Genomic DNA, 18,454 nt, shown 5'->3' with positions numbered 1-18,454 from the left:
GCATGACATTACAAAATTACAATTTCGATTTAGCTCAAAGATATCAATTGTTGGCTCAAGCATCTTATACAAAGACAAGTGATGCAGAGCATGTGCAATGGGTGTCAGAGTTAAAAAACTTGATTGAACGAGATCTGGTGCAATTGGCATTAGAGGGCTGTCCACCGAACTTCCCTGAAATCTTAAAAATGTTCCAACTTGAATTGGATCGTTTTGAAGCATTTTGTGCTTTTCCCTATTTAGCACAGAAGAATATAGTCGGCATTGGTGGTGCATTTAGTGCAGGAAAGTCTAGTTTCCTTAATACATTGCTAGGGCGTAAAAAGTTGGTCGTACAGGTTGATCCGACAACATCTGTCCCAACTTATTTAATATTAGGCGATCAAGATAAAAGTACAGCAATAAATATTTTCAATAGAGAAATTCATTTAAAAGAAGAAGATTTTCTTTCGTTTACGCATGAGGAATATGAGCAGTTTGGAAGTGAGGTATCAGGGCTTCTCAAATCTTTGGTTATTCAGGATACTTCATTTAAATGGGGGGATTTAGCATTATTAGATACGCCTGGATATAGTAATACCAATGCAGCATTTAATTCCGAAAGGACAGATACAAAAGTAGCATTTAGTCAATTAAATACTGCACATTTTATTATTTGGGTGGTTTCTGCAGCTAATGGAACAATCAGTGATGAAGATCTAAATTTTCTAGGTGAACTTAATCCCTCAATACCAAAATTGATTGTTCTTAGCCGAGCAGATTTAAAGACAAAAGAGGATTTATACTCAATTAAAAGTTTAATTTTAGATCTTACGCAAAAACGAGGAATTGAAATTATCGATGTGGTCTTCAGTTCTGCTCGTAAAAAAAGGGAATATCCTTTGGAGCGGGTTGAGTATCTGTTATTTGAGTGGAATAAAGTAAAACGTCCAATATTGTTTGCTCAAAACTTTAAAAAACTGTTTCTACAATATGAGCGTTTCTTAGATGAACAAATACGTATTGCACAGATGCAAATAAATAGAATTAATCGAATAGAAATGCTCTCTGATCTTCCTGAAATACTCAATGATGTTGATTCACTTAAAATTATGATTCAGGAAAAATTCAAACAAATTTTATCGTCAAAGGAAACTTTAAGTGCTTTGCAAAAATATTTTTTTGATCAACTTAACCGTGTTGGTCAAAAAGTTGGTATACCTTTATTAGAGCCAGATGAGCTTGAATTAATTGAAGTCAGACAAGTGGATTTAGTACCTATACTAAAAGAAATTTTAGCTGAGAAGGATATTGACCTTGCTCTATGGCAGTCAAAGTGGGAATTACTTTCTATTGATATGTCTATCCCAAATGTTAAGAAAATATTACGTCAAACACCAAAGAATACAAAACCAATTTGGTCTAATTTAATGGCTTAAGGAAATATGAAATGAACTTGAATACGTATTTGCAACAGTTGGACTTAGCCAAATTAGATTTACAACCATTGAATGATCACTTCATTGCAAAGCAATTAAACGAGCAAGAAAAAGAACTTTATCTAACAATGATTAGCTCGTTTATACTTTTGGATGAGCTAACAGAATCTAGAACACGCTTATTTCAACTATATTTACATGCCTGTAAGACAGAACATCAACAAGGTAAGATTTTCAATCTGGCACAAAATATCTCTAAAGACCAAATTAAAGAGTTCATACAGTTATGTTCTGCTAAAGATTTAGTTAAATCCTTTATGATTGATGCTTTTATTTTTTTGAGGTTAGATACACCACTTAATGATCAAAAAAATATTTTACTGAATGAATGGATCGGTTTATTTCAATTAAAAGAAAATGATTTGATTCAGATCCTTTATGTAGTTTGCCAAGTATTAGGAATTCAACATAGCTATGAAATTCAGTCTACATTTAACTTAAACTATGCCAATTTATGGAAGGAATATTTACTCCAAGAGCTTACAAAAGATAAGCTAAAACAAGGGATTTTACAAGGATTCTGGATTGTAAGGAAGAATATTGATATTAATTTTAATTGTCAGATTAGTAATGCAAATTTATATTTTGAAAATGATTCGGTATTAAAATTTAATGAAGGTATTAAAGTTGAATTCATGCAATCAAGATTTGAAAATCCAATATTTAGTTTTTATAAAGTAGATCACTTAAAAATCCAGGGATGTAAAATTTCTGGTCAATATGATACTGAGAAAAAATTAACGACATTAAAAATTAATCAATTTGAAGATGAAAACTCATATTGTGAAATAAAGAACACTTATTTTGAAACAAAAGATGCTCAATCTATATCTATAATAAACCACTATGATTATAATTTTTATGGAAATAGAGCGAAAGATAAAAAAATAAGATTTCAAAATGTAAGCTTTGAAAATTGTGGTAATGAAAAAATAATTGGTGGTGCTTTATTCTTTAAAAATATTAACTTTAATATTAAAGATACTAAAATATTTAATTGTAAAGCATTAGTTTCGGGCGGAATTTACACTTCTGATTTATATCAAAATTCTTTGGAAAATGTTCATTTTAAAGATTGTTTATCTAGTCTTTACCAAGATTCGAAATCTTTAAAGAAATTAAATGAAGTCGGTTTTAATGGTAGTGGTATTTTAATTGAAAATAGAGAAAGTTATGGATCGGGCGAATTTATACGGCTAATGAAGGGCTGTACATTTGAGAAATCAAACTTATTTATAGCATGTTATTCTTCTGGTAGAACATTTGAAAGATGTAATTTTATTGATAGCATTTTGGGGCTTAAAGATTATTATGATCAAGATCATGAAACGAAGCCATGTGAATTTATATTTAGAAATAAAGAAATCGAGAGTGGATTTAAATACTTACCTAACTTTAAATTTGATCCATTACACCTTAGTACACTAGAGTCGCAGTTAGCTGATTTAAACAGTGAAAATATGCAGTTCGGTAACTAGTTAATTACTACGTCAATCTATGACCTAGTCACCTTTTGTCTAGGTCTTTTTTTCATTAAATTAAGCTAAAATTTCTTTATAAATACTTGATATTAAAAAAGAGCAGGGTATGTCAATTCATCAGCATTTAGAACAGCTTTCTAGCTTGTGTCAGAGCTTACAGATCTGGGGAAAAAGATTTGATAACAATGAAATTTCAAATATTTTTCGTTTAAAAGAGACCTTACAACAAGATATCCAACGCTTTGAACAAGAGCAACAGACTTTAAATATTGCGATTATGGGGCAAGTAAAGGCTGGTAAAAGCAGTTTTTTAAATGCACTATTATTTGATGGTAAGCCAGTTTTACCAACAGCTGCTACGCCTAAAACAGCCAATCTCACTCGTATCAGCTATGGTGCTACGCCTTCTTTAGAAATTGAATACTATTCGAAAGAAGAGTGGGCTGATTTAGAACAACTGGCACAAGAAAACTATGAATCTGAGTCTGTCAAAGTAGCCAAAGAATTGGTTGAAATGGTTGAAAAAGCCGGGCTTGATGTGAGTGTCGCTTTAGAACAACAGCATCAGCGCATTGAAACAACTTCACTCGATGAATTAATGCATATATTGAATAAGTACGCAGGTAATGATGGTCAATACACAGCATTAGTAAAAATGACTCGTCTGTATTTGCCAAATGAAGAGTTGAAAGGTTTCGATGTTATCGATACCCCAGGAATGAATGACCCTGTCATTAGCCGAACGCAAAAGACCAAAGAAGAAATGGCACGTTGTGATGTCGTATTCTTTTTATCACGAGCAAGTCAGTTCTTAGATCAGTCAGATATTGATTTATTGACTGAACAATTACCTCAGGGTGGTGTTGAACGCCTTTACTTAATTGCAGGGCAATATGACTCAGCGATTCTAGATGATGGTTTTAATCAAGATAGCTTGTTAGATTGTGAAAACAATTTGCAACGGCGTTTAAATAAACGCGCAGTAAAAGAATTAGGTGAGTTAGCCGAGAAAAAGCGAAAAGCAGGTCATGAACATTTAGCAAATTTGCTAGAGAACCTTGTTAATCCAATTGTTTCCAGTACCTTTGCTCATGGGTTTGCGACATGGGATCCATCGACATGGGATGCTTCAATGAAACATGTATATCAGGAACTGAAAGAAACAGCAGATAATGATTGGGACGGATATCAACTTACACAGCAGGATTGGCAACGTATTGCTAACTTTGATGCTTTGAAAGAAAAGTACCAAATAGCACGTATTGAAAAAAATCAGATTTTGGAATCGAAGAAACAAAGTTTGTTACCTAAAGCGCAAGAAAAGCTTGATGAAACCTTAACTGATCTAAGAGAAACTGTTGAAGGTCGTATCATCCGTTTAAATACTCAAGATATTTCTCAACTGACTGAATCAGAGAAGCAGTTAGAACAACGTATACGAGTGATTTCAGCTAAGTTAGAGCAACATATTAGTACTGAACTAACATCAATTCAAAAAGCGAGTAATAGCATTTCTCAGGAATTGCAAAAATCAATTCAGCAATATACTCAACTCACCACACGTACTGGTTCTGAAACACATGAAGAGGCTTATGAAGTCAGTACATCAAAATGGTATAACCCATTTAGTTGGGGTAGTTCAGAAACTCGCTATCGTACATACACAACAAATTATGAATATTTATCTGCATCAGATGCGGTAGAGCAAATTGCACAGTACGCTAGAAATTGTAAGGTTGATATCCAATATCACTTCAATGATTTAATTCGTCCTAGCCAATTAAAGCTAAATTTACGCCGAGCTTTGGTCAATGAATTAAATACAGCTCAAGCAGATTTTGATGCAAACCAATTTAAAAATGTGTTGGATGCAGTCATTCGTCAGTTAGATTTACCTGAGTTAAAGCTAGAAATTGGCGATCCGACGCGCAAAATTAGCCAAAACTTTAGCGGTCAAATCAGATCCAGTAATGATATGCAGAAATTGAAGCAAGCCTTACATCAATCTTTGCAGGAAGTTTTTAAATTATTGAATGAACAATTTAAAGCATCAACAAAACAAATTGAGCTCAATTTGATTGATACACAAAATCAACTTGCTCACAAAATGACGCAAGGCTTAGAAAAAGAACTTGAACAAATAAAGCAAGACTTCGCAGAAAAGCAAAAAGCTGTGCAGGAATATGAAGCATTAAAAGCGCTAATCACTGATGAAGCTTTAACAAAAAAGATTGCCTAATTTGACTAGGGAGAGCCGTTATATGCTCTTCCTGTTTTTACTGTATGTTGGACACTATATTGAATGAATACATCTGAATTATTTAAAAAAATTAAGCGCATTCAAAGTCAACTAACACAGGGTTTAGTTGAACGAGAACAGACGATTAAGTTGACTTTACTTGCTGCTTTGGCAGGTGAGCATATTTTATTAATCGGCCCACCTGGTACAGGGAAAAGTTTAGTTTCACGTAGATTACATCTCGTTTTTCAAGAAACTCCCTATTTTGAACGGCTCTTGACTAAATTTTCTGTACCTGAAGAACTGTTTGGTCCTCTGTCGATTCAAGCTTTAGAAAAAGACCAATATACACGTCTAACTCAAGGCTATTTACCTCAAGCATCCATCGCATTTTTAGACGAAATTTTTAAAGCCAATAGTGCCATTTTGAATGCATTGTTAACGTTGTTAAATGAACGTGAGTTTGATAATGGTGTGCTCAGACAAAAGGTACCTTTGATTTCAGTTATTGGTGCAAGTAATGAATTACCTGAAGATGGTAATCTCAGTGCCCTATATGACCGTTTCCTATTTCGACAATATGTTGAACCTGTCAGTAAGTCGGGGTTTAGGCAGTTATTGACGGTGAAAGCGAGTGAGGAAGCGTTATCTGTTGAGCAACTGTCGTATGACGAACTCAAATATATTCAAGAGCATGCTAAAAAGGTGGAGTTATCTGCTGAAGCATTACAGTTTTTAATAGAACTACGAAAATGGTGTGCTGAAAACCAGATTCAGGTATCAGATCGTCGTTGGCGTAAAATTGTTGGAATGTTACAAGTCTCAGCATATACCAATGGGCAAAGTCAGGTCACAATTTGGGATTGTTGGTTGGTTCAACATTGTATTTGGGAAAAGCCTGAACAGATTGAATTGGTCGCAGGCATGTATGAACAATATTGTGGTAAATCAGTTGTAAACCTACAAAATTTACTTACGGTTGTTGATGTATTAGAGAAAGAAATTTCAAATATTCCTGCTACTAAAACAGCAATGTATCAGAACAAATCTACAGATATCTGTATTCCTGAAAGTATCGTAAAAGGTGTGATAAATCGTTGGCTAGTGAAAGAAAATGAGTTTTGTTCAAAAGACAAACCTATATGTGAAGTACGAATAGGATTACAAACTACAGGTTTTCATACTCGATTAATCAAAGCTCCATTTGATGGGATTCTAGTTAAGAAAAGTAAATTGGAAGCTCAGATAGTAAAAGGTAATGATGTTATCGGAAGTTTTCAGTAATAGAAAATTAGTAAATTTATTGAATTTAATTGGTTAATTAAAAGATCTGGAATATTAATATGGTCAAAAGTTTTTGGGATTCAGTAGGAAAAACTAGTTTTATTTCATCAGTAGTTAATAGTTCTAGTTTAGATGATACTGTTTGGATGAAATTTAGTGGTAAAACAGAAAGCTTAGCAAAAAAATTGGCTGCATATTATAAAACAGATAATCATATAGAGCATGTCTTACAACAGCTTCAAGATTTTATTAATGCAATGAATAAAAATCTGAAACCGAGTGATGACGAAATCTTTAATGCAATAGTCCATGCATATATTACAAAAAATAGCCAGTATCCTGAAAGATTTGATACATATATTGCAAAGCAATATTTTAATCAGGCAGATCAAAAGAAAGAGGATTTGAATGGAAAAAGTTCAGAATGGTTTAACCAAAAAATCAGTGAAGTTGATAAACATTTGGAGCGTATTAGTCTAGTCAAACTTCAACTCACAAAAAATCTAAAGGAACTCGAAAGTCAAGGCGAAGGACATTTATGGATTGATCATGAATTTATTGATCCTGCTTTAGATACCTTAAAAGGTAGCCTTGCTCAGGTGCAAGACATTAAAAATCGTATGTTGGTTTTAAAAGCGACGTATCAAGACCATCAGGGTTAATCTATGATAAATACTGTTGCTGCTGATTATTTAGAAGATCAATATGCCTTTTTGGATGATTGTCCTTCTGAGCTTTTAGAAGAAGTGATTTGTTCAACTGTGGGCACGCTTGAACAGCGTAGCGAAACTATGAAGCGATGGTATAAATACTTCATGATGGGGGAAATTCCTCCAAATCCTGAGTGGTTACCAAAGCATATTGCTGATGTTGTTCAACAGCAAATTGAGCAGTCAGGCATCGCACCTTTTTTAAAAGATCAGCACGAGTTAACGATTGAATTTTTAAAACATGTCATCTTGCAATGGCAAGTCATTCAATCAGAATATCAAGAAAAACTGCAACAATGGTTGCAGGATAAAATGGCGAATGCAAAACAAAGCAATGAGCTTTTTGATCCATCAACATTAGAGCAAAACTTTGATTTTGATTACTCAGGCGATTTTGTTATTCATCAACAATGGAATGAACGAATAGAGGCATGGAAGCAGCTAAACAGTGTATTTGGTGATTTAAGCCAAATGCTTGGTCGTGACGTAGATATCACTAAAGGTATTCTTAAACATCAAAATTGGAAACATATTGAAAGACTCCAAGAACTTTTACAGCGTATCTCTGAATTTAAAGAGATTGTAAACGCTTTAGGACGACTGCAAGAAAGTTTAGATAATGAAGATGAGCTAGAAAGTTTTTTTGAAAGCATTTCTCGTGCTGTAGAAGAGATTCAAGAGAAAATCGTTGATTATATTCCTGAAGAAATGTCTGGCATTGAGCGTAGTGGTAGCATTAATCGTATGTTACCTCAGGAAGCCTTATTTTTAGGTCATCCAAAACTGAAAATGTTATGGCATGCCAAAAGATATGAACAAGCATTGTTAAGCTATCGAGTTCAAGGTATCGAGATTGACAAAACTTGGGCGGATATCAGTGAACAAGTGGAAGTGCAAAAACCAAGACCTCGGTTTGATCGTGGACCTATTCTAGTGGTTATTGATACATCGGGATCCATGAGTGGAACGCCTGAAATTATTGCAAAAGCATTAACTTTACAGGCTGCTAAAATTGCACATGCAGAAAAAAGACCTTGTTATTTATATGCCTTTGGTGGGCAGGGGCAAAGACTCGAACATGATTTAAAGTTCACACAAGATGGTATTGAAAAATTACTCGAGTTTTTGGGCTATTCTTTTGGTGGTGGTAACGATATTGAAACCATTGAATACGCTGTGAAACGGCTTGAGCAAGAACAATGGAGAAAAGCCGATGTGATGATCGTGAGTGATGGAGAATGGTCAGTATCCTCTCATATTGAAGAAGTTGTGAAATCATCTACTGTGAAAGGAACACGATTTCATGGGGTGCAAGTTGGTGGTTATGGCCGAGGCCTAAAGCAGTTATGTGCAAACGTACACGATTTTAAAAATTGGAGTATGATCTGAGAAAAGAAGGGGGAAAATAGCCTTATTTTTTACAAAAAATTACAATGAAATTCCTCTTTTATTTTGTATCACTACATGTATCACCATATTTTTTTAATTAAAAAAATCTATAAAAATCATTATATTAAAAGTGTGTTCGGTAGAGGATATACCTACCAAGATTCTAAAAGCTCATTCTAAGAATGGGCTTTTTTTATTACGCTATTGAAATGTAATTTTTTTTATTTCATAAGTATTTCAGCCTCCACTGAACTAAATATCAAATATAAAAATATCAGATCAAGCTCTTAAATATTCAAGCAGCATAGTCGGCATTTGCCAATACTTTTAAGAACAAGATAAGCGTCTTCATAAAAATTAAGCTCATGATTTCACTTAAACTTACAATACTGAACATTGATTTATTTAAATGATGATTCATTCTGTATTCAGATCTTCATAAATTTAAAGGATACTTATTAGGGATATATTCTGTTTTAGACTTAATTCAGGATGCATAAATGAAGTACTCATTTATACAGCAGGCTTTCACTGGTCCCGTGGATATCGTAGGGGATATTCATGGTGAGATTGCCGCGCTGGAACAACTGATCCAGGTATTAGGTTATGACCGGAATGGTCATCATCCAGAACAGCGCAAACTAATTTTTGTCGGTGATCTATGTGACCGGGGGCAAGACAGTATTGCGGTGATCAAACGCGTCAAACAGCTGGTAGATGAAGGCTATGCACAATGTGTGATGGGTAATCATGAATTGAACCTGTTGACCGATACTTTGCGGGAAGGCAATGGCTGGTTTTTTGGTTCACCGCATCAGGATGATCTGAAACCTTTTGATTCGATCCAAGCCTCAGTCAAAGATCGACAATGGATTCTGGGTTTTTTAAATAGCTTACCGTTGGCCTTGGAGTCGGAGCAGCTGCGTGTTGTGCATGCCTGTTGGCATCAAGGATCAATTGATCAATTACGCAATTCTGGTTTTACTTCACTTGGTGAAGCCTATGCTAATTTTGCTCAGCATACAGCGCTGGATCTGCAAGCCTTAGGTATTAATGAATTAATACAGAATGAACAGCAACAATACCAACACCAGTTCAAAGACCCAGCTGTAACTTTACCTTTATTGCAACATCTCGCAGAAAAAGAGCTACGTGAGCAAATGCACAATCCGATTCGGGTCATTACTTCTGGTGCGGAAAAAATCGCCTTAGAACCGATTTATGCCCGTGGAAGGTGGCGGATGATCGACCGCGTGCCATGGTGGGACAGCTATACCGACCAAATTCCAGTCATTACTGGACATTATTGGCGGAACTTTAAATCTACTGAAGAAAAAACCGGTTTACTCAAATCGATCGATGCACTGCAATGGTATGGACAGCAACAAAACGTATTTTGTGTGGATTATTCAGTGGGTAAACGCTATCTCGATCGTCAACAGGGTGTCGCGTTCAGACATCGACTCGGCGCCTTAAGATTTCCAGAAAATATCTTGAGCTTTGAAGATGGCAATCAGTATTCAGTTCAGCGGTTCTGAGAAAAGGCAATTTTCTGATACAAAAAAAGCAGCTTTTCCAGCCGCTTTTTTTACAGAATCTAGATTTTATTCTGCTTCGATTATTTCATAATCATGGGTGATTTCAACACCGCCATCAGACAGCATTTTGCTGGCAGAGCAATATTTTTCAGCAGAAAGTTCTACGGCTTTTGCGACCTGTTTCTCTTTAATCGCTTTGCCGGTCACTACAAAATGCAAGTGAATTTTCGTGAATACTGCCGGAATTGTATCTGCACGTTCAGCCTTTAATTCGCAGCGTACATCGGTAATATCCTGACGAGCCTTCTTTAAAATGGTAACAATATCAAAAGACGCACAACCGCCCAGACCCGTTAAAAGCAGTTCCATAGGACGGGGACCACGGTTTTCACCACCGTATTCAGCTGAACCATCCATGATAAGGCTATGACCACTTTGAGTTTTTGCTTCAAAAGCAACATTCTCTAACCAATGAACGCTTGTTTGCATTGCAACTACCTAAAAAAAGCTATAAATTTGTCAAGTAACTGTACACTAACATAAATTGGGTTGATACGGAATTTCAATCCCACTGTGTGACAAGTTCACATTAGGTCTTGTGCGATCTATAAATTATCCATAATCGGAACTGTTAGCATGACTTCAAACTTTTCACAATTAAGCACTGATGCGCTTTCTCCGGGGCAATTACCAGAATCCGTGAAAGCACTGTTAAAACGTGCATATATTAATCGTTATCCAAAACGTACCACGATCATTGATGCAGGATCAGAATCTAAATCTTTATATTTAATTCTGAAGGGGTCTGTATCTATCATTCTTCGTGAAGATGATGATCGTGAAATTGTCGTGGCTTATTTAAATGCGGGTGACTTCTTTGGGGAAATGGGTCTATTCGAGGTTAATCCACAACGTACTGCGGAAGTTCGTACGCGTGATGTGTGTGAAATTGCCGAAATTACCTATGAAAACTTTCACGAAATCAGCAAGCAATATCCTGATCTGAGCTATGCGGTATTTGCTCAATTGGTACGTCGCTTGAAAAATACAACACGTAAAGTCACTGATCTGGCATTTATTGATGTTTCAGGCCGGATTGCACGTTGTCTGATCGACCTGTCTTCACAGCCAGAAGCGATGATTTTGCCGAATGGCCGTCAGATTCGTATTACCCGTCAGGAAATTGGTCGCATTGTTGGCTGTTCCCGCGAAATGGTCGGACGTGTACTAAAAACCCTGGAAGAGCAGGGCATGATCGAAACCGATGGTAAAGCCATCCTGATCTTTGATGCTTCATTAGAAGAAGCATCTGAAGCAGTGGCAGATGGTGCCATAGACGAATAATCCAGATATTAAAAAGCAAATCTTCGGATTTGCTTTTTTTATGCGTCATTCCTCAATACATAAAAATTTAGAACAAGCTTCTCAGAAAAGATGATTTAAGTCTCCCTTATAATTCCGATAGGCTATAGCCCACTTAATCTCAATTCACTGAATAAAATTCACAGGATGTTTTTATGCAATTCAGACCATTGGCGGATACCGGCATTTTTTTGCCAGAAATTTGTTTGGGCACCATGACCTTTGGTGAGCAGAACACACAAGAACAGGCTTTTCAGCAACTGGATTATGCTTTAGATCAGGGAGTGTATTTCTGGGATACTGCGGAAATGTACCCGGTACCGCCAAAACCTGAAACGCAGGGTGCTACCGAGCGTATTATCGGGAACTGGATCGCTGCCCGTGGTGGCCGTGACAAACTTTTTTTAGCCTCAAAAATTGCCGGACCCTCGCAAGGTGGTAGCCATATCCGGGATGGTAAAACCCGTTTCGTTGCCGATGAAATTTCAGCAGCAATTGACCAGTCATTGTCACGCCTGCAAACGGATTATATTGACCTGTATCAGCTGCACTGGCCGCAACGCCCAACCAATTTCTTTGGCAAGCTGGGTTATGGCAATGCTGAAGCGGCAGAAGACCGTACCGTGACAGATCTCGAAGAAACCCTGACCGCCTTGCAGGATGAAATTAAAAAAGGCCGTATCCGTTATATTGGTCTTTCCAATGAAACCCCGTGGGGCACGATGAAATTTCTGCACCTCGCAGAGAAATTAGGTTTGTCCAAATTTGTCAGTGTACAAAACCCATATAACCTGCTGAACCGTACTTATGAAATCGGCATGTCAGAAATTGCCCATTATGAAGGTGTGGGCTTGTTGGCGTATTCACCTTTGGCATTTGGTTATCTGACCGGTAAATTCCGGCATGGTGCACGTCCTGCCAATGCGCGTGTAACACTGTTCTCCCGCTTTAGCCGTTATAGCAATCCGCAAAGTGAATGGGCAACCGAGCAATATGCCCAGCTGGCAGAACAGCATGGCTTAAGTCTTACCCAATTGGCTTTGGCCTTTATCACGCAGCAGTTCTTTGTGACCAGTACTATTATTGGTGCGACCAACTTGGATCAGCTCAAGGAAAACATTCAGGCGTTTGACGTGAATCTTTCTGAAGAAGTCTTGCAGGGCATTGAAGCCATTCACCGTCAGCAACCCAATCCGGCACCATAATTGTTCAAGTGTTCTCTTTAAATGCCCTTCAAGTGAGGGCATTTTTGTTTCAATAAAGGATCAAATTTAATGATAAACAATATAGCAAGAAAAGGATAAAGGCAGCATAATCAAAACAAGATTCATCAATAGAATTTGACAAAAATGAATAATGAAACGGATATTTCTAAATCCCAAGTATTAGCTATAGCAATATTCAACTTAGCTGAGCATTTGCAATTGCAAGAATCTGAGCTTGCATTAGTTCTGGATCTATCTGAAGCAGAATTATCGTCAATCATAAATCAAAAAGAATTAGAACCAGATACTACCGCAGGTAAAAGAGCAATAACTTTAATCAATATCTATCAGGCATTATTTAGCCTGAATGGTGGGGATCTGAGCTGGATGCGCCAGTTTATCAATTCGCCTAACAAGCTTTTGAATCATCAAACGCCAAGATCCTTGATGCAAACAGAACATGGTTTGAGTGAAGTATTGCGATTACTAGGAAGGTTGCAACCGTACTAAAAATATCTCTCTATTCTCTACTAAGCTGAAAAATAGCAGAGTAAATTAAATAAAATATGAATTGTTTATCTTCACCTTAAAAATTCTTCTAACCTCACTTGAAATATGATTTGATTACACCAATATTATTATTAAAGACTGTCTAAATGTTTATATTAAGTTTTTGAAAAATATATAAAAATGATTTGAAATTTTATCAAGTGCACCCATATATCCATCAAGTAGAAAATTTGTTGTGAGGAATAACAAGAATGCGTTTTGAAAAATTTACCAATCGCCTGCAGCAAACCCTTTCCGATGCACAATCGCTGGCCATGAGTAAGGATCATACCTCCATTGATGGGATCCATATCTTGGCCACCTTGATGGATGAAGCATCCAATGTCAGCCTGCTGCAACAGGCCGGTGCTAATCTGCGTGAGCTACAAACCAAGCTGCAAACAGCATTGAGCAATGCGGCAACCCTGACCAATCCATCAGCAGATATCAACCTCAGTCCTGAAGCGGCAAAAGTATTGCATCTGGCAGACAGCTTTGCGCAAAAAGCCGGAGATGAGTTTTTATCTACGGATTGGGTGCTGTTGGCGCTGGCAGAAACCGGAAATACCAAAACCTTATTAAATAGTATTGGCGTAAAGGCAGAGACTTTAGGTCAAGTGATTAATCAATTTCGAGGCGATGAAAAAGTCATGAGCAACAATCATGAAGATCAGCGTGATTCACTGAATAAGTATACCATTGATTTAACTGAACGTGCGTTGGCAGGCAAGCTTGATCCTGTGATTGGCCGTGATGATGAAATCCGCCGTACCATTCAGGTTCTGTCACGTCGTACCAAAAATAATCCGGTACTTATCGGTGAGCCGGGCGTGGGTAAAACTGCCATCGTCGAAGGTCTGGCGCAGCGAATTATCAATGGTGAAGTGCCTGAAGGACTCAAAGGTAAACGTGTTTTATCACTTGATTTAGGTTCTTTGCTGGCCGGTGCCAAATACCGTGGTGAGTTTGAAGAACGCTTAAAAGCCGTTCTGAAAGATATTGCCAAACACGAAGGCGAAATCATTCTGTTTATCGACGAGTTGCATACGCTGGTGGGTGCCGGTAAAGGCGATGGCGCGATGGATGCCGGTAATATGCTGAAACCTGCGCTGGCACGTGGCGAGCTGCGCTGTGTCGGTGCGACCACACTGGATGAATATCGTCAGTATATTGAAAAAGATGCAGCGCTGGAACGTCGTTTCCAGAAAGTGCTGGTCGATGAGCCAAGCGTGGAAGACACCATTGCAATTCTGCGTGGTCTGAAAGATCGCTATGCCACCCATCACGGGGTACAGATTCTGGATTCCGCGATTATTGCGGCAGCGAAAATGTCGCATCGTTATATCACCGACCGTCAGTTGCCTGATAAAGCCATTGACCTGATTGATGAAGCAGCATCACGTATCAAAATGGAACTCGACTCTAAACCAGAAGCTTTAGATAAACTGGAACGCCGTCTGATTCAGTTAAAAATGCAGCTGGAAGCGGTGAAAAAAGATGAAGACTCAGGTGCCAAAGCTGAGATTCAATACTTGTCCGATCAGATCGCCACAGTTGAAAAAGAGTATCATGACCTGGAAGAAGTCTGGCGTGCAGATAAAGCGCTAGTTGAAGGCAATAAAGATGTACAGATCAAACTGGATCAGGCGCGTACAGCACTTGAAAAAGCGCAACGTGAAGGTGATCTGGGCGAGGCGGCACGTTTGCAATATGGCGTGATTCCAGAACTGCAAAAGCAGCTTGAACTGGCTGAAAAAGCGGATGAAAGTACAACGCCAAAATTGCTGCGTAACAAAGTCACCGACAATGAAATTGCTGAAGTGGTCAGTGCCGCCACCGGTATTCCAGTGGCGAAAATGCTGCAAGGCGAGCGTGACAAGCTGCTGCATATGGAAGAATTCCTGCATAACCGTGTGGTCGGACAGGATGAAGCCGTGGTGGCGGTATCCAATGCAGTACGCCGTTCACGTGCCGGTCTGTCAGATCCGAACCGTCCAAGTGGGTCATTCCTGTTCCTGGGGCCAACGGGTGTCGGTAAAACAGAATTGACCAAAGCCTTGGCGAATTTCCTGTTTGACAGCGACGATGCCATGGTGCGTATCGATATGTCAGAATTTATGGAAAAACATTCGGTCAGCCGTTTGGTTGGTGCGCCTCCGGGCTATGTCGGTTATGAAGAAGGTGGGGTGCTTACTGAAGCCGTACGTCGTAAACCGTATAGTGTGATCTTGTTTGATGAAGTCGAAAAAGCGCATCCGGACGTATTTAACATCTTGCTACAGGTACTGGATGATGGCCGTTTAACTGACTCGCAAGGCCGGGTAGTGGACTTTAAAAACTCTGTGATCGTCATGACTTCGAACCTGGGTTCGCAGGATGTACGTGAATTGGGCGGTAATGCCACTAAAGAAGAAGTCCGTACGGTGGTGATGAATGCGGTATCGGAACATTTCCGTCCAGAATTTATCAACCGTATTGATGAACTGGTAGTGTTCCATGCGCTGGAAAAAGACCAGATTCGCGGTATTGCCGATATCCAGTTGGACCGTTTACGTCAACGTCTGGCAGAACGCGATATGCGCTTGTCGGTAGATGACAGCGCTTTCGATCAGCTGATCGAGGCCGGTTTTGATCCATTGTATGGAGCACGTCCACTGAAACGTGCAATCCAGCAGCGGATTGAAAATGGTCTGGCGCAGAAAATCCTGGGCGGAGAATTCCAGCCGGGCGATACCATTCTGGTGAAAGCTGAAGCAGGTGAGTTAATCTTTGAAAAAATGAAACTGAACTAAACCGCTTCTCCTTGCAACAAAAAACCCAGCCTAGGCTGGGTTTTTTTTAATCTTATTTTTAACTTCGAGCATCACAACATTTTTGTATTCTTGTTGCGGCGAGCTTTAAAACATTGCTTAAAACTCACCTCTGGAAAAAACGAAGAAGATATCAATCGTGATGAAAGCAGTTAGTCCATCATCAAATTACACTTGTGGATGACGGATTTTCCAGGCACGGTGAATCTTTTGATTACGCTTGAAGTCAGGCCCAATGGTTTCTTGAGTGATTTCTTCAACATCAAAGAACGCCAGAATTTCTTCATCCATCTCAAAACCGCGATAGTTATTTGAGAAATACAAGGTACCATCAGTCGTTAAGCGATTCATGGCACGTTTTAACAGGGATAAATGGTCACGCTGTACATCAAACGTACCGTAGAATTTCTTCGAATTCGAGAATGTTGGCGGATCAATAAAGATCAGCTCATATTGCTCATGACCTTCTTTCAGCCATTCGAAACAGTCAGAGGCAAAGAACTGGTGTTGTTCATCCGCATGATCTACAGTTAAACCGTTCAGAACAAAGTTTTCTTTTGACCAGTTCAAATAAGTATTCGACAGATCGACGCTGGTTGTACTTGCAGCACCACCCAAAGCAGCATGTAAACTTGCCGTTGAGGTATAGCTGTACAGGTTCAGGAAGTGTTTGCCTTTTGCTTCACGTGCAATACGTAAACGCATTTGACGGTGATCCAGAAACAGACCGGTATCCAGATAATCGGTCAGGTTGACCAGAATCTTGGCTTGACCTTCCTGAACGATAAAACGCTTGGATGCTGTACTTTGTTTGGTGTACTGGTTTTTACCTTCCTGACGCGCACGCGTTTTGATAAAGATCGCATCACGACCCAGACCTGTTACTGCACGAATCGCTTGTAGTGCCAGGTTAAAACGTTTCTTGGCTTTTTCCGGATCAATGGTTTTAGGTGGCGCATATTCTTGTACATGCAAACGCTCGCCATACAAATCTACTGCGACGTTAAAGTCAGGTAAATCTGCATCATAGAGACGTAAACAATGGATCTGTTCCTTGACTGCCCATTTTTTTAGAGCTTGCATGTTTTTGGTCAGACGGTTGGCAAACTCCATCGCACCTTCAATCGGCTCAAACTGCTGAGGCTGCCAGCTTTCTAGGAATGGACGTACCACAGCGGCCGGTTTAACCGTACCGAAGCGGATATAAATCGGTAATTTACCATTCATCAAACGCAGGATTTGCGGATCATTAAAGGCCAGCACGTCAGCCTGTTCCACTTGGGATGCAATCACTGCCGCTTTTTGATTCGGGAAATTCTTTTGCAGTAAAGCTGATAAACCGAGGTATAAAGAACGGTTTTGGGCTTTATCACCGAGACGTTCACCATAAGGCGGGTTGGTCACGAAGAATACTTTCTTGCCTTCCGCATGGAAATCAGGCCAGTCATTTAAAGTCCGTTCTTCGATCATGATATTGTCGAGAGCAGCTTCAAAACCCGCCGCGATAATATTTTGTCTGGTGGCTTTCACAGCTTCCCAGTCTGCATCGAAAGCATAGAATTGCGGTAATGGATTTTCCATTGCGGCTTGGTGGCGTTCAGCAGCTTCTGCCTTGATGCTCATCCAGAGTTCATGGTCATGACCATTCCAGCCATTAAAACCGAAACGGCGTACCAGGCCAGGCGCACGGTCGGTCAGGATCATTAGTGATTCAATAATAAACGTACCTGAACCACACATTGGATCGACAATGATGTCCGGATTAATCTGTTTAAGCTGGCCTTTTTGCAGAATCGCAGCAGCCAGGTTTTCCTTAATCGGTGCATCAGTCATGAAACGGCGATAACCGCGTTTATGCAAAGAGTCACCAGACAGGTCGAGGCAGTAAGTATGTTCTTTCTTGCCTGCCAGAATATACATGGTGATTTCTGGCTGTTTGGTGTCAATGCTTGGACGTTTGCCTACCGCTTCCATAAAGGAATCTACGACACCATCTTTGGCACGTAAAGTCGCGAACTGGGTGTTGACCTTGATGTCACGCTCGACATGCAAACGAATCGCAAAGGTGCTTTGTGGTGCAAAAATCAGCGACCAGTCGAAGCTGAGAGCCCCTTCATAGAGTTCTTCTGCCACATCACGGGCATCATGAGAAAATTCAATTTCATGCGTGTGGATTGGCATCAAAACACGTGAAGCCAGACGTGACCACATGCAGATACGATAAGCATTTTCCAGTGTGCCTTTAAAGGTCAAACGGCCCGGAAAACGCTCAATATTCTGAACACCTAAGCCTTGTATTTCTTCTTCTAATAAGGTTTCCAGACCATCGGCACAGGTGACCCAATAATTGCTTAAACGTGGAGAGGTATTCATATAATAGAGAGACCAAAAAAGATAAATAAAAAACTG

The 18,454-nt window shown here is 39.0% G+C and carries 13 protein-coding genes; 11 read left to right on the top strand and 2 right to left on the bottom strand.

All coding sequences use genetic code 11. The annotated features are described in order from the left end of the window. Positions 1-2 precede the first annotated feature (2 nt). From NI468_RS04705 to NI468_RS04675, 7 genes are all read left to right on the top strand, one after another. Positions 3-1,418, top strand: coding sequence for a dynamin family protein (locus NI468_RS04705; protein WP_253100285.1), 1,416 nt, complete (start codon positions 3-5; stop codon positions 1,416-1,418). Positions 1,419-1,429: 11 nt separating this feature from the next. Continuing rightward, a complete protein-coding gene (locus NI468_RS04700) occupies positions 1,430-2,956 on the top strand; it encodes a hypothetical protein (RefSeq protein WP_253100282.1) in 1,527 nt (508 codons plus the stop codon). A 109-nt stretch (positions 2,957-3,065) separates the two neighbouring features. Then, positions 3,066-5,198: a dynamin family protein gene (locus NI468_RS04695; protein ID WP_253100279.1), complete on the top strand. Its 2,133-nt coding sequence runs from the start codon at positions 3,066-3,068 to the stop codon at positions 5,196-5,198. 63 nt (positions 5,199-5,261) lie between these two features. Then, positions 5,262-6,482: an AAA family ATPase gene (locus NI468_RS04690; RefSeq protein WP_253100277.1), complete on the top strand. Its 1,221-nt coding sequence runs from the start codon at positions 5,262-5,264 to the stop codon at positions 6,480-6,482. A gap of 59 nt (positions 6,483-6,541) precedes the next feature. Continuing rightward, positions 6,542-7,144, top strand: coding sequence for a hypothetical protein (locus NI468_RS04685; protein WP_253100274.1), 603 nt, complete (start codon positions 6,542-6,544; stop codon positions 7,142-7,144). Positions 7,145-7,147: 3 nt separating this feature from the next. Then, entirely contained in the window at positions 7,148-8,581 is a 1,434-nt protein-coding gene (locus NI468_RS04680) for a VWA domain-containing protein (protein ID WP_253100271.1), read from the top strand. A gap of 500 nt (positions 8,582-9,081) precedes the next feature. After that, complete coding sequence (locus NI468_RS04675; RefSeq protein ID WP_253100268.1) at positions 9,082-10,119, top strand: metallophosphoesterase; 1,038 nt, start codon at positions 9,082-9,084, stop codon at positions 10,117-10,119. A 66-nt stretch (positions 10,120-10,185) separates the two neighbouring features. Here the strand turns inward: NI468_RS04675 and NI468_RS04670 are convergent, their stop codons facing one another. After that, on the bottom strand, positions 10,186-10,608 hold the full coding sequence (locus tag NI468_RS04670) for an OsmC family protein (RefSeq protein ID WP_004280142.1): 423 nt from the start codon (positions 10,606-10,608) through the stop codon (positions 10,186-10,188). Between the two features lie 147 nt (positions 10,609-10,755). Here NI468_RS04670 and crp point away from each other — a divergent pair, with 147 nt between their 5' ends. The 4 genes from crp (at position 10,756) to clpB (ending at position 16,027) form a co-directional block, all read left to right on the top strand. Then, on the top strand, positions 10,756-11,463 hold the full coding sequence (crp, locus tag NI468_RS04665) for a cAMP-activated global transcriptional regulator CRP (RefSeq protein WP_004280141.1): 708 nt from the start codon (positions 10,756-10,758) through the stop codon (positions 11,461-11,463). Between the two features lie 173 nt (positions 11,464-11,636). Beyond that, positions 11,637-12,686, top strand: coding sequence for an NADP(H)-dependent aldo-keto reductase (locus NI468_RS04660; RefSeq protein WP_253100265.1), 1,050 nt, complete (start codon positions 11,637-11,639; stop codon positions 12,684-12,686). A 144-nt stretch (positions 12,687-12,830) separates the two neighbouring features. Then, positions 12,831-13,196, top strand: a complete 366-nt coding sequence (locus tag NI468_RS04655; protein ID WP_253100262.1) for an antitoxin Xre/MbcA/ParS toxin-binding domain-containing protein — start codon at positions 12,831-12,833, stop codon at positions 13,194-13,196. A 251-nt stretch (positions 13,197-13,447) separates the two neighbouring features. Beyond that, positions 13,448-16,027 (top strand): ATP-dependent chaperone ClpB, encoded by a 2,580-nt coding sequence (gene clpB, locus NI468_RS04650; RefSeq protein WP_253100259.1) that lies wholly within the window; start codon positions 13,448-13,450, stop codon positions 16,025-16,027. A gap of 186 nt (positions 16,028-16,213) precedes the next feature. Here the strand turns inward: clpB and rlmKL are convergent, their stop codons facing one another. After that, the gene (gene rlmKL, locus NI468_RS04645; RefSeq protein ID WP_071850358.1) at positions 16,214-18,418 is read right to left on the bottom strand and encodes a bifunctional 23S rRNA (guanine(2069)-N(7))-methyltransferase RlmK/23S rRNA (guanine(2445)-N(2))-methyltransferase RlmL; all 2,205 of its coding nucleotides are present in this window, start codon (positions 18,416-18,418) and stop codon (positions 16,214-16,216) included. Between the last annotated feature and the right edge of the window lie 36 nt (positions 18,419-18,454).

The organism is Acinetobacter lwoffii (assembly GCF_024129355.1).
GTDB lineage: Bacteria > Pseudomonadota > Gammaproteobacteria > Pseudomonadales > Moraxellaceae > Acinetobacter > Acinetobacter lwoffii_I.
The sequence above is the reverse complement of the archived record's forward strand: the minus strand, read 5'-3'. Positions and strand labels throughout refer to the sequence as shown.

What these genes read in the sequence shown, in the direction of transcription:
- rlmKL (WP_071850358.1), bottom strand. Translation starts at nt 18,418, where the DNA reads ATGAATACCTCTCCACGTTTAAGCAATTATTGGGTCACCTGTGCCGAT.
- NI468_RS04675 (WP_253100268.1), top strand. Translation starts at nt 9,082, where the DNA reads ATGAAGTACTCATTTATACAGCAGGCTTTCACTGGTCCCGTGGATATC.
- NI468_RS04695 (WP_253100279.1), top strand. Translation starts at nt 3,066, where the DNA reads ATGTCAATTCATCAGCATTTAGAACAGCTTTCTAGCTTGTGTCAGAGC.
- NI468_RS04655 (WP_253100262.1), top strand. Translation starts at nt 12,831, where the DNA reads ATGAATAATGAAACGGATATTTCTAAATCCCAAGTATTAGCTATAGCA.
- NI468_RS04705 (WP_253100285.1), top strand. Translation starts at nt 3, where the DNA reads ATGACATTACAAAATTACAATTTCGATTTAGCTCAAAGATATCAATTG.
- NI468_RS04685 (WP_253100274.1), top strand. Translation starts at nt 6,542, where the DNA reads ATGGTCAAAAGTTTTTGGGATTCAGTAGGAAAAACTAGTTTTATTTCA.
- NI468_RS04700 (WP_253100282.1), top strand. Translation starts at nt 1,430, where the DNA reads ATGAACTTGAATACGTATTTGCAACAGTTGGACTTAGCCAAATTAGAT.
- NI468_RS04660 (WP_253100265.1), top strand. Translation starts at nt 11,637, where the DNA reads ATGCAATTCAGACCATTGGCGGATACCGGCATTTTTTTGCCAGAAATT.
- crp (WP_004280141.1), top strand. Translation starts at nt 10,756, where the DNA reads ATGACTTCAAACTTTTCACAATTAAGCACTGATGCGCTTTCTCCGGGG.
- NI468_RS04680 (WP_253100271.1), top strand. Translation starts at nt 7,148, where the DNA reads ATGATAAATACTGTTGCTGCTGATTATTTAGAAGATCAATATGCCTTT.
- clpB (WP_253100259.1), top strand. Translation starts at nt 13,448, where the DNA reads ATGCGTTTTGAAAAATTTACCAATCGCCTGCAGCAAACCCTTTCCGAT.
- NI468_RS04690 (WP_253100277.1), top strand. Translation starts at nt 5,262, where the DNA reads ATGAATACATCTGAATTATTTAAAAAAATTAAGCGCATTCAAAGTCAA.
- NI468_RS04670 (WP_004280142.1), bottom strand. Translation starts at nt 10,608, where the DNA reads ATGCAAACAAGCGTTCATTGGTTAGAGAATGTTGCTTTTGAAGCAAAA.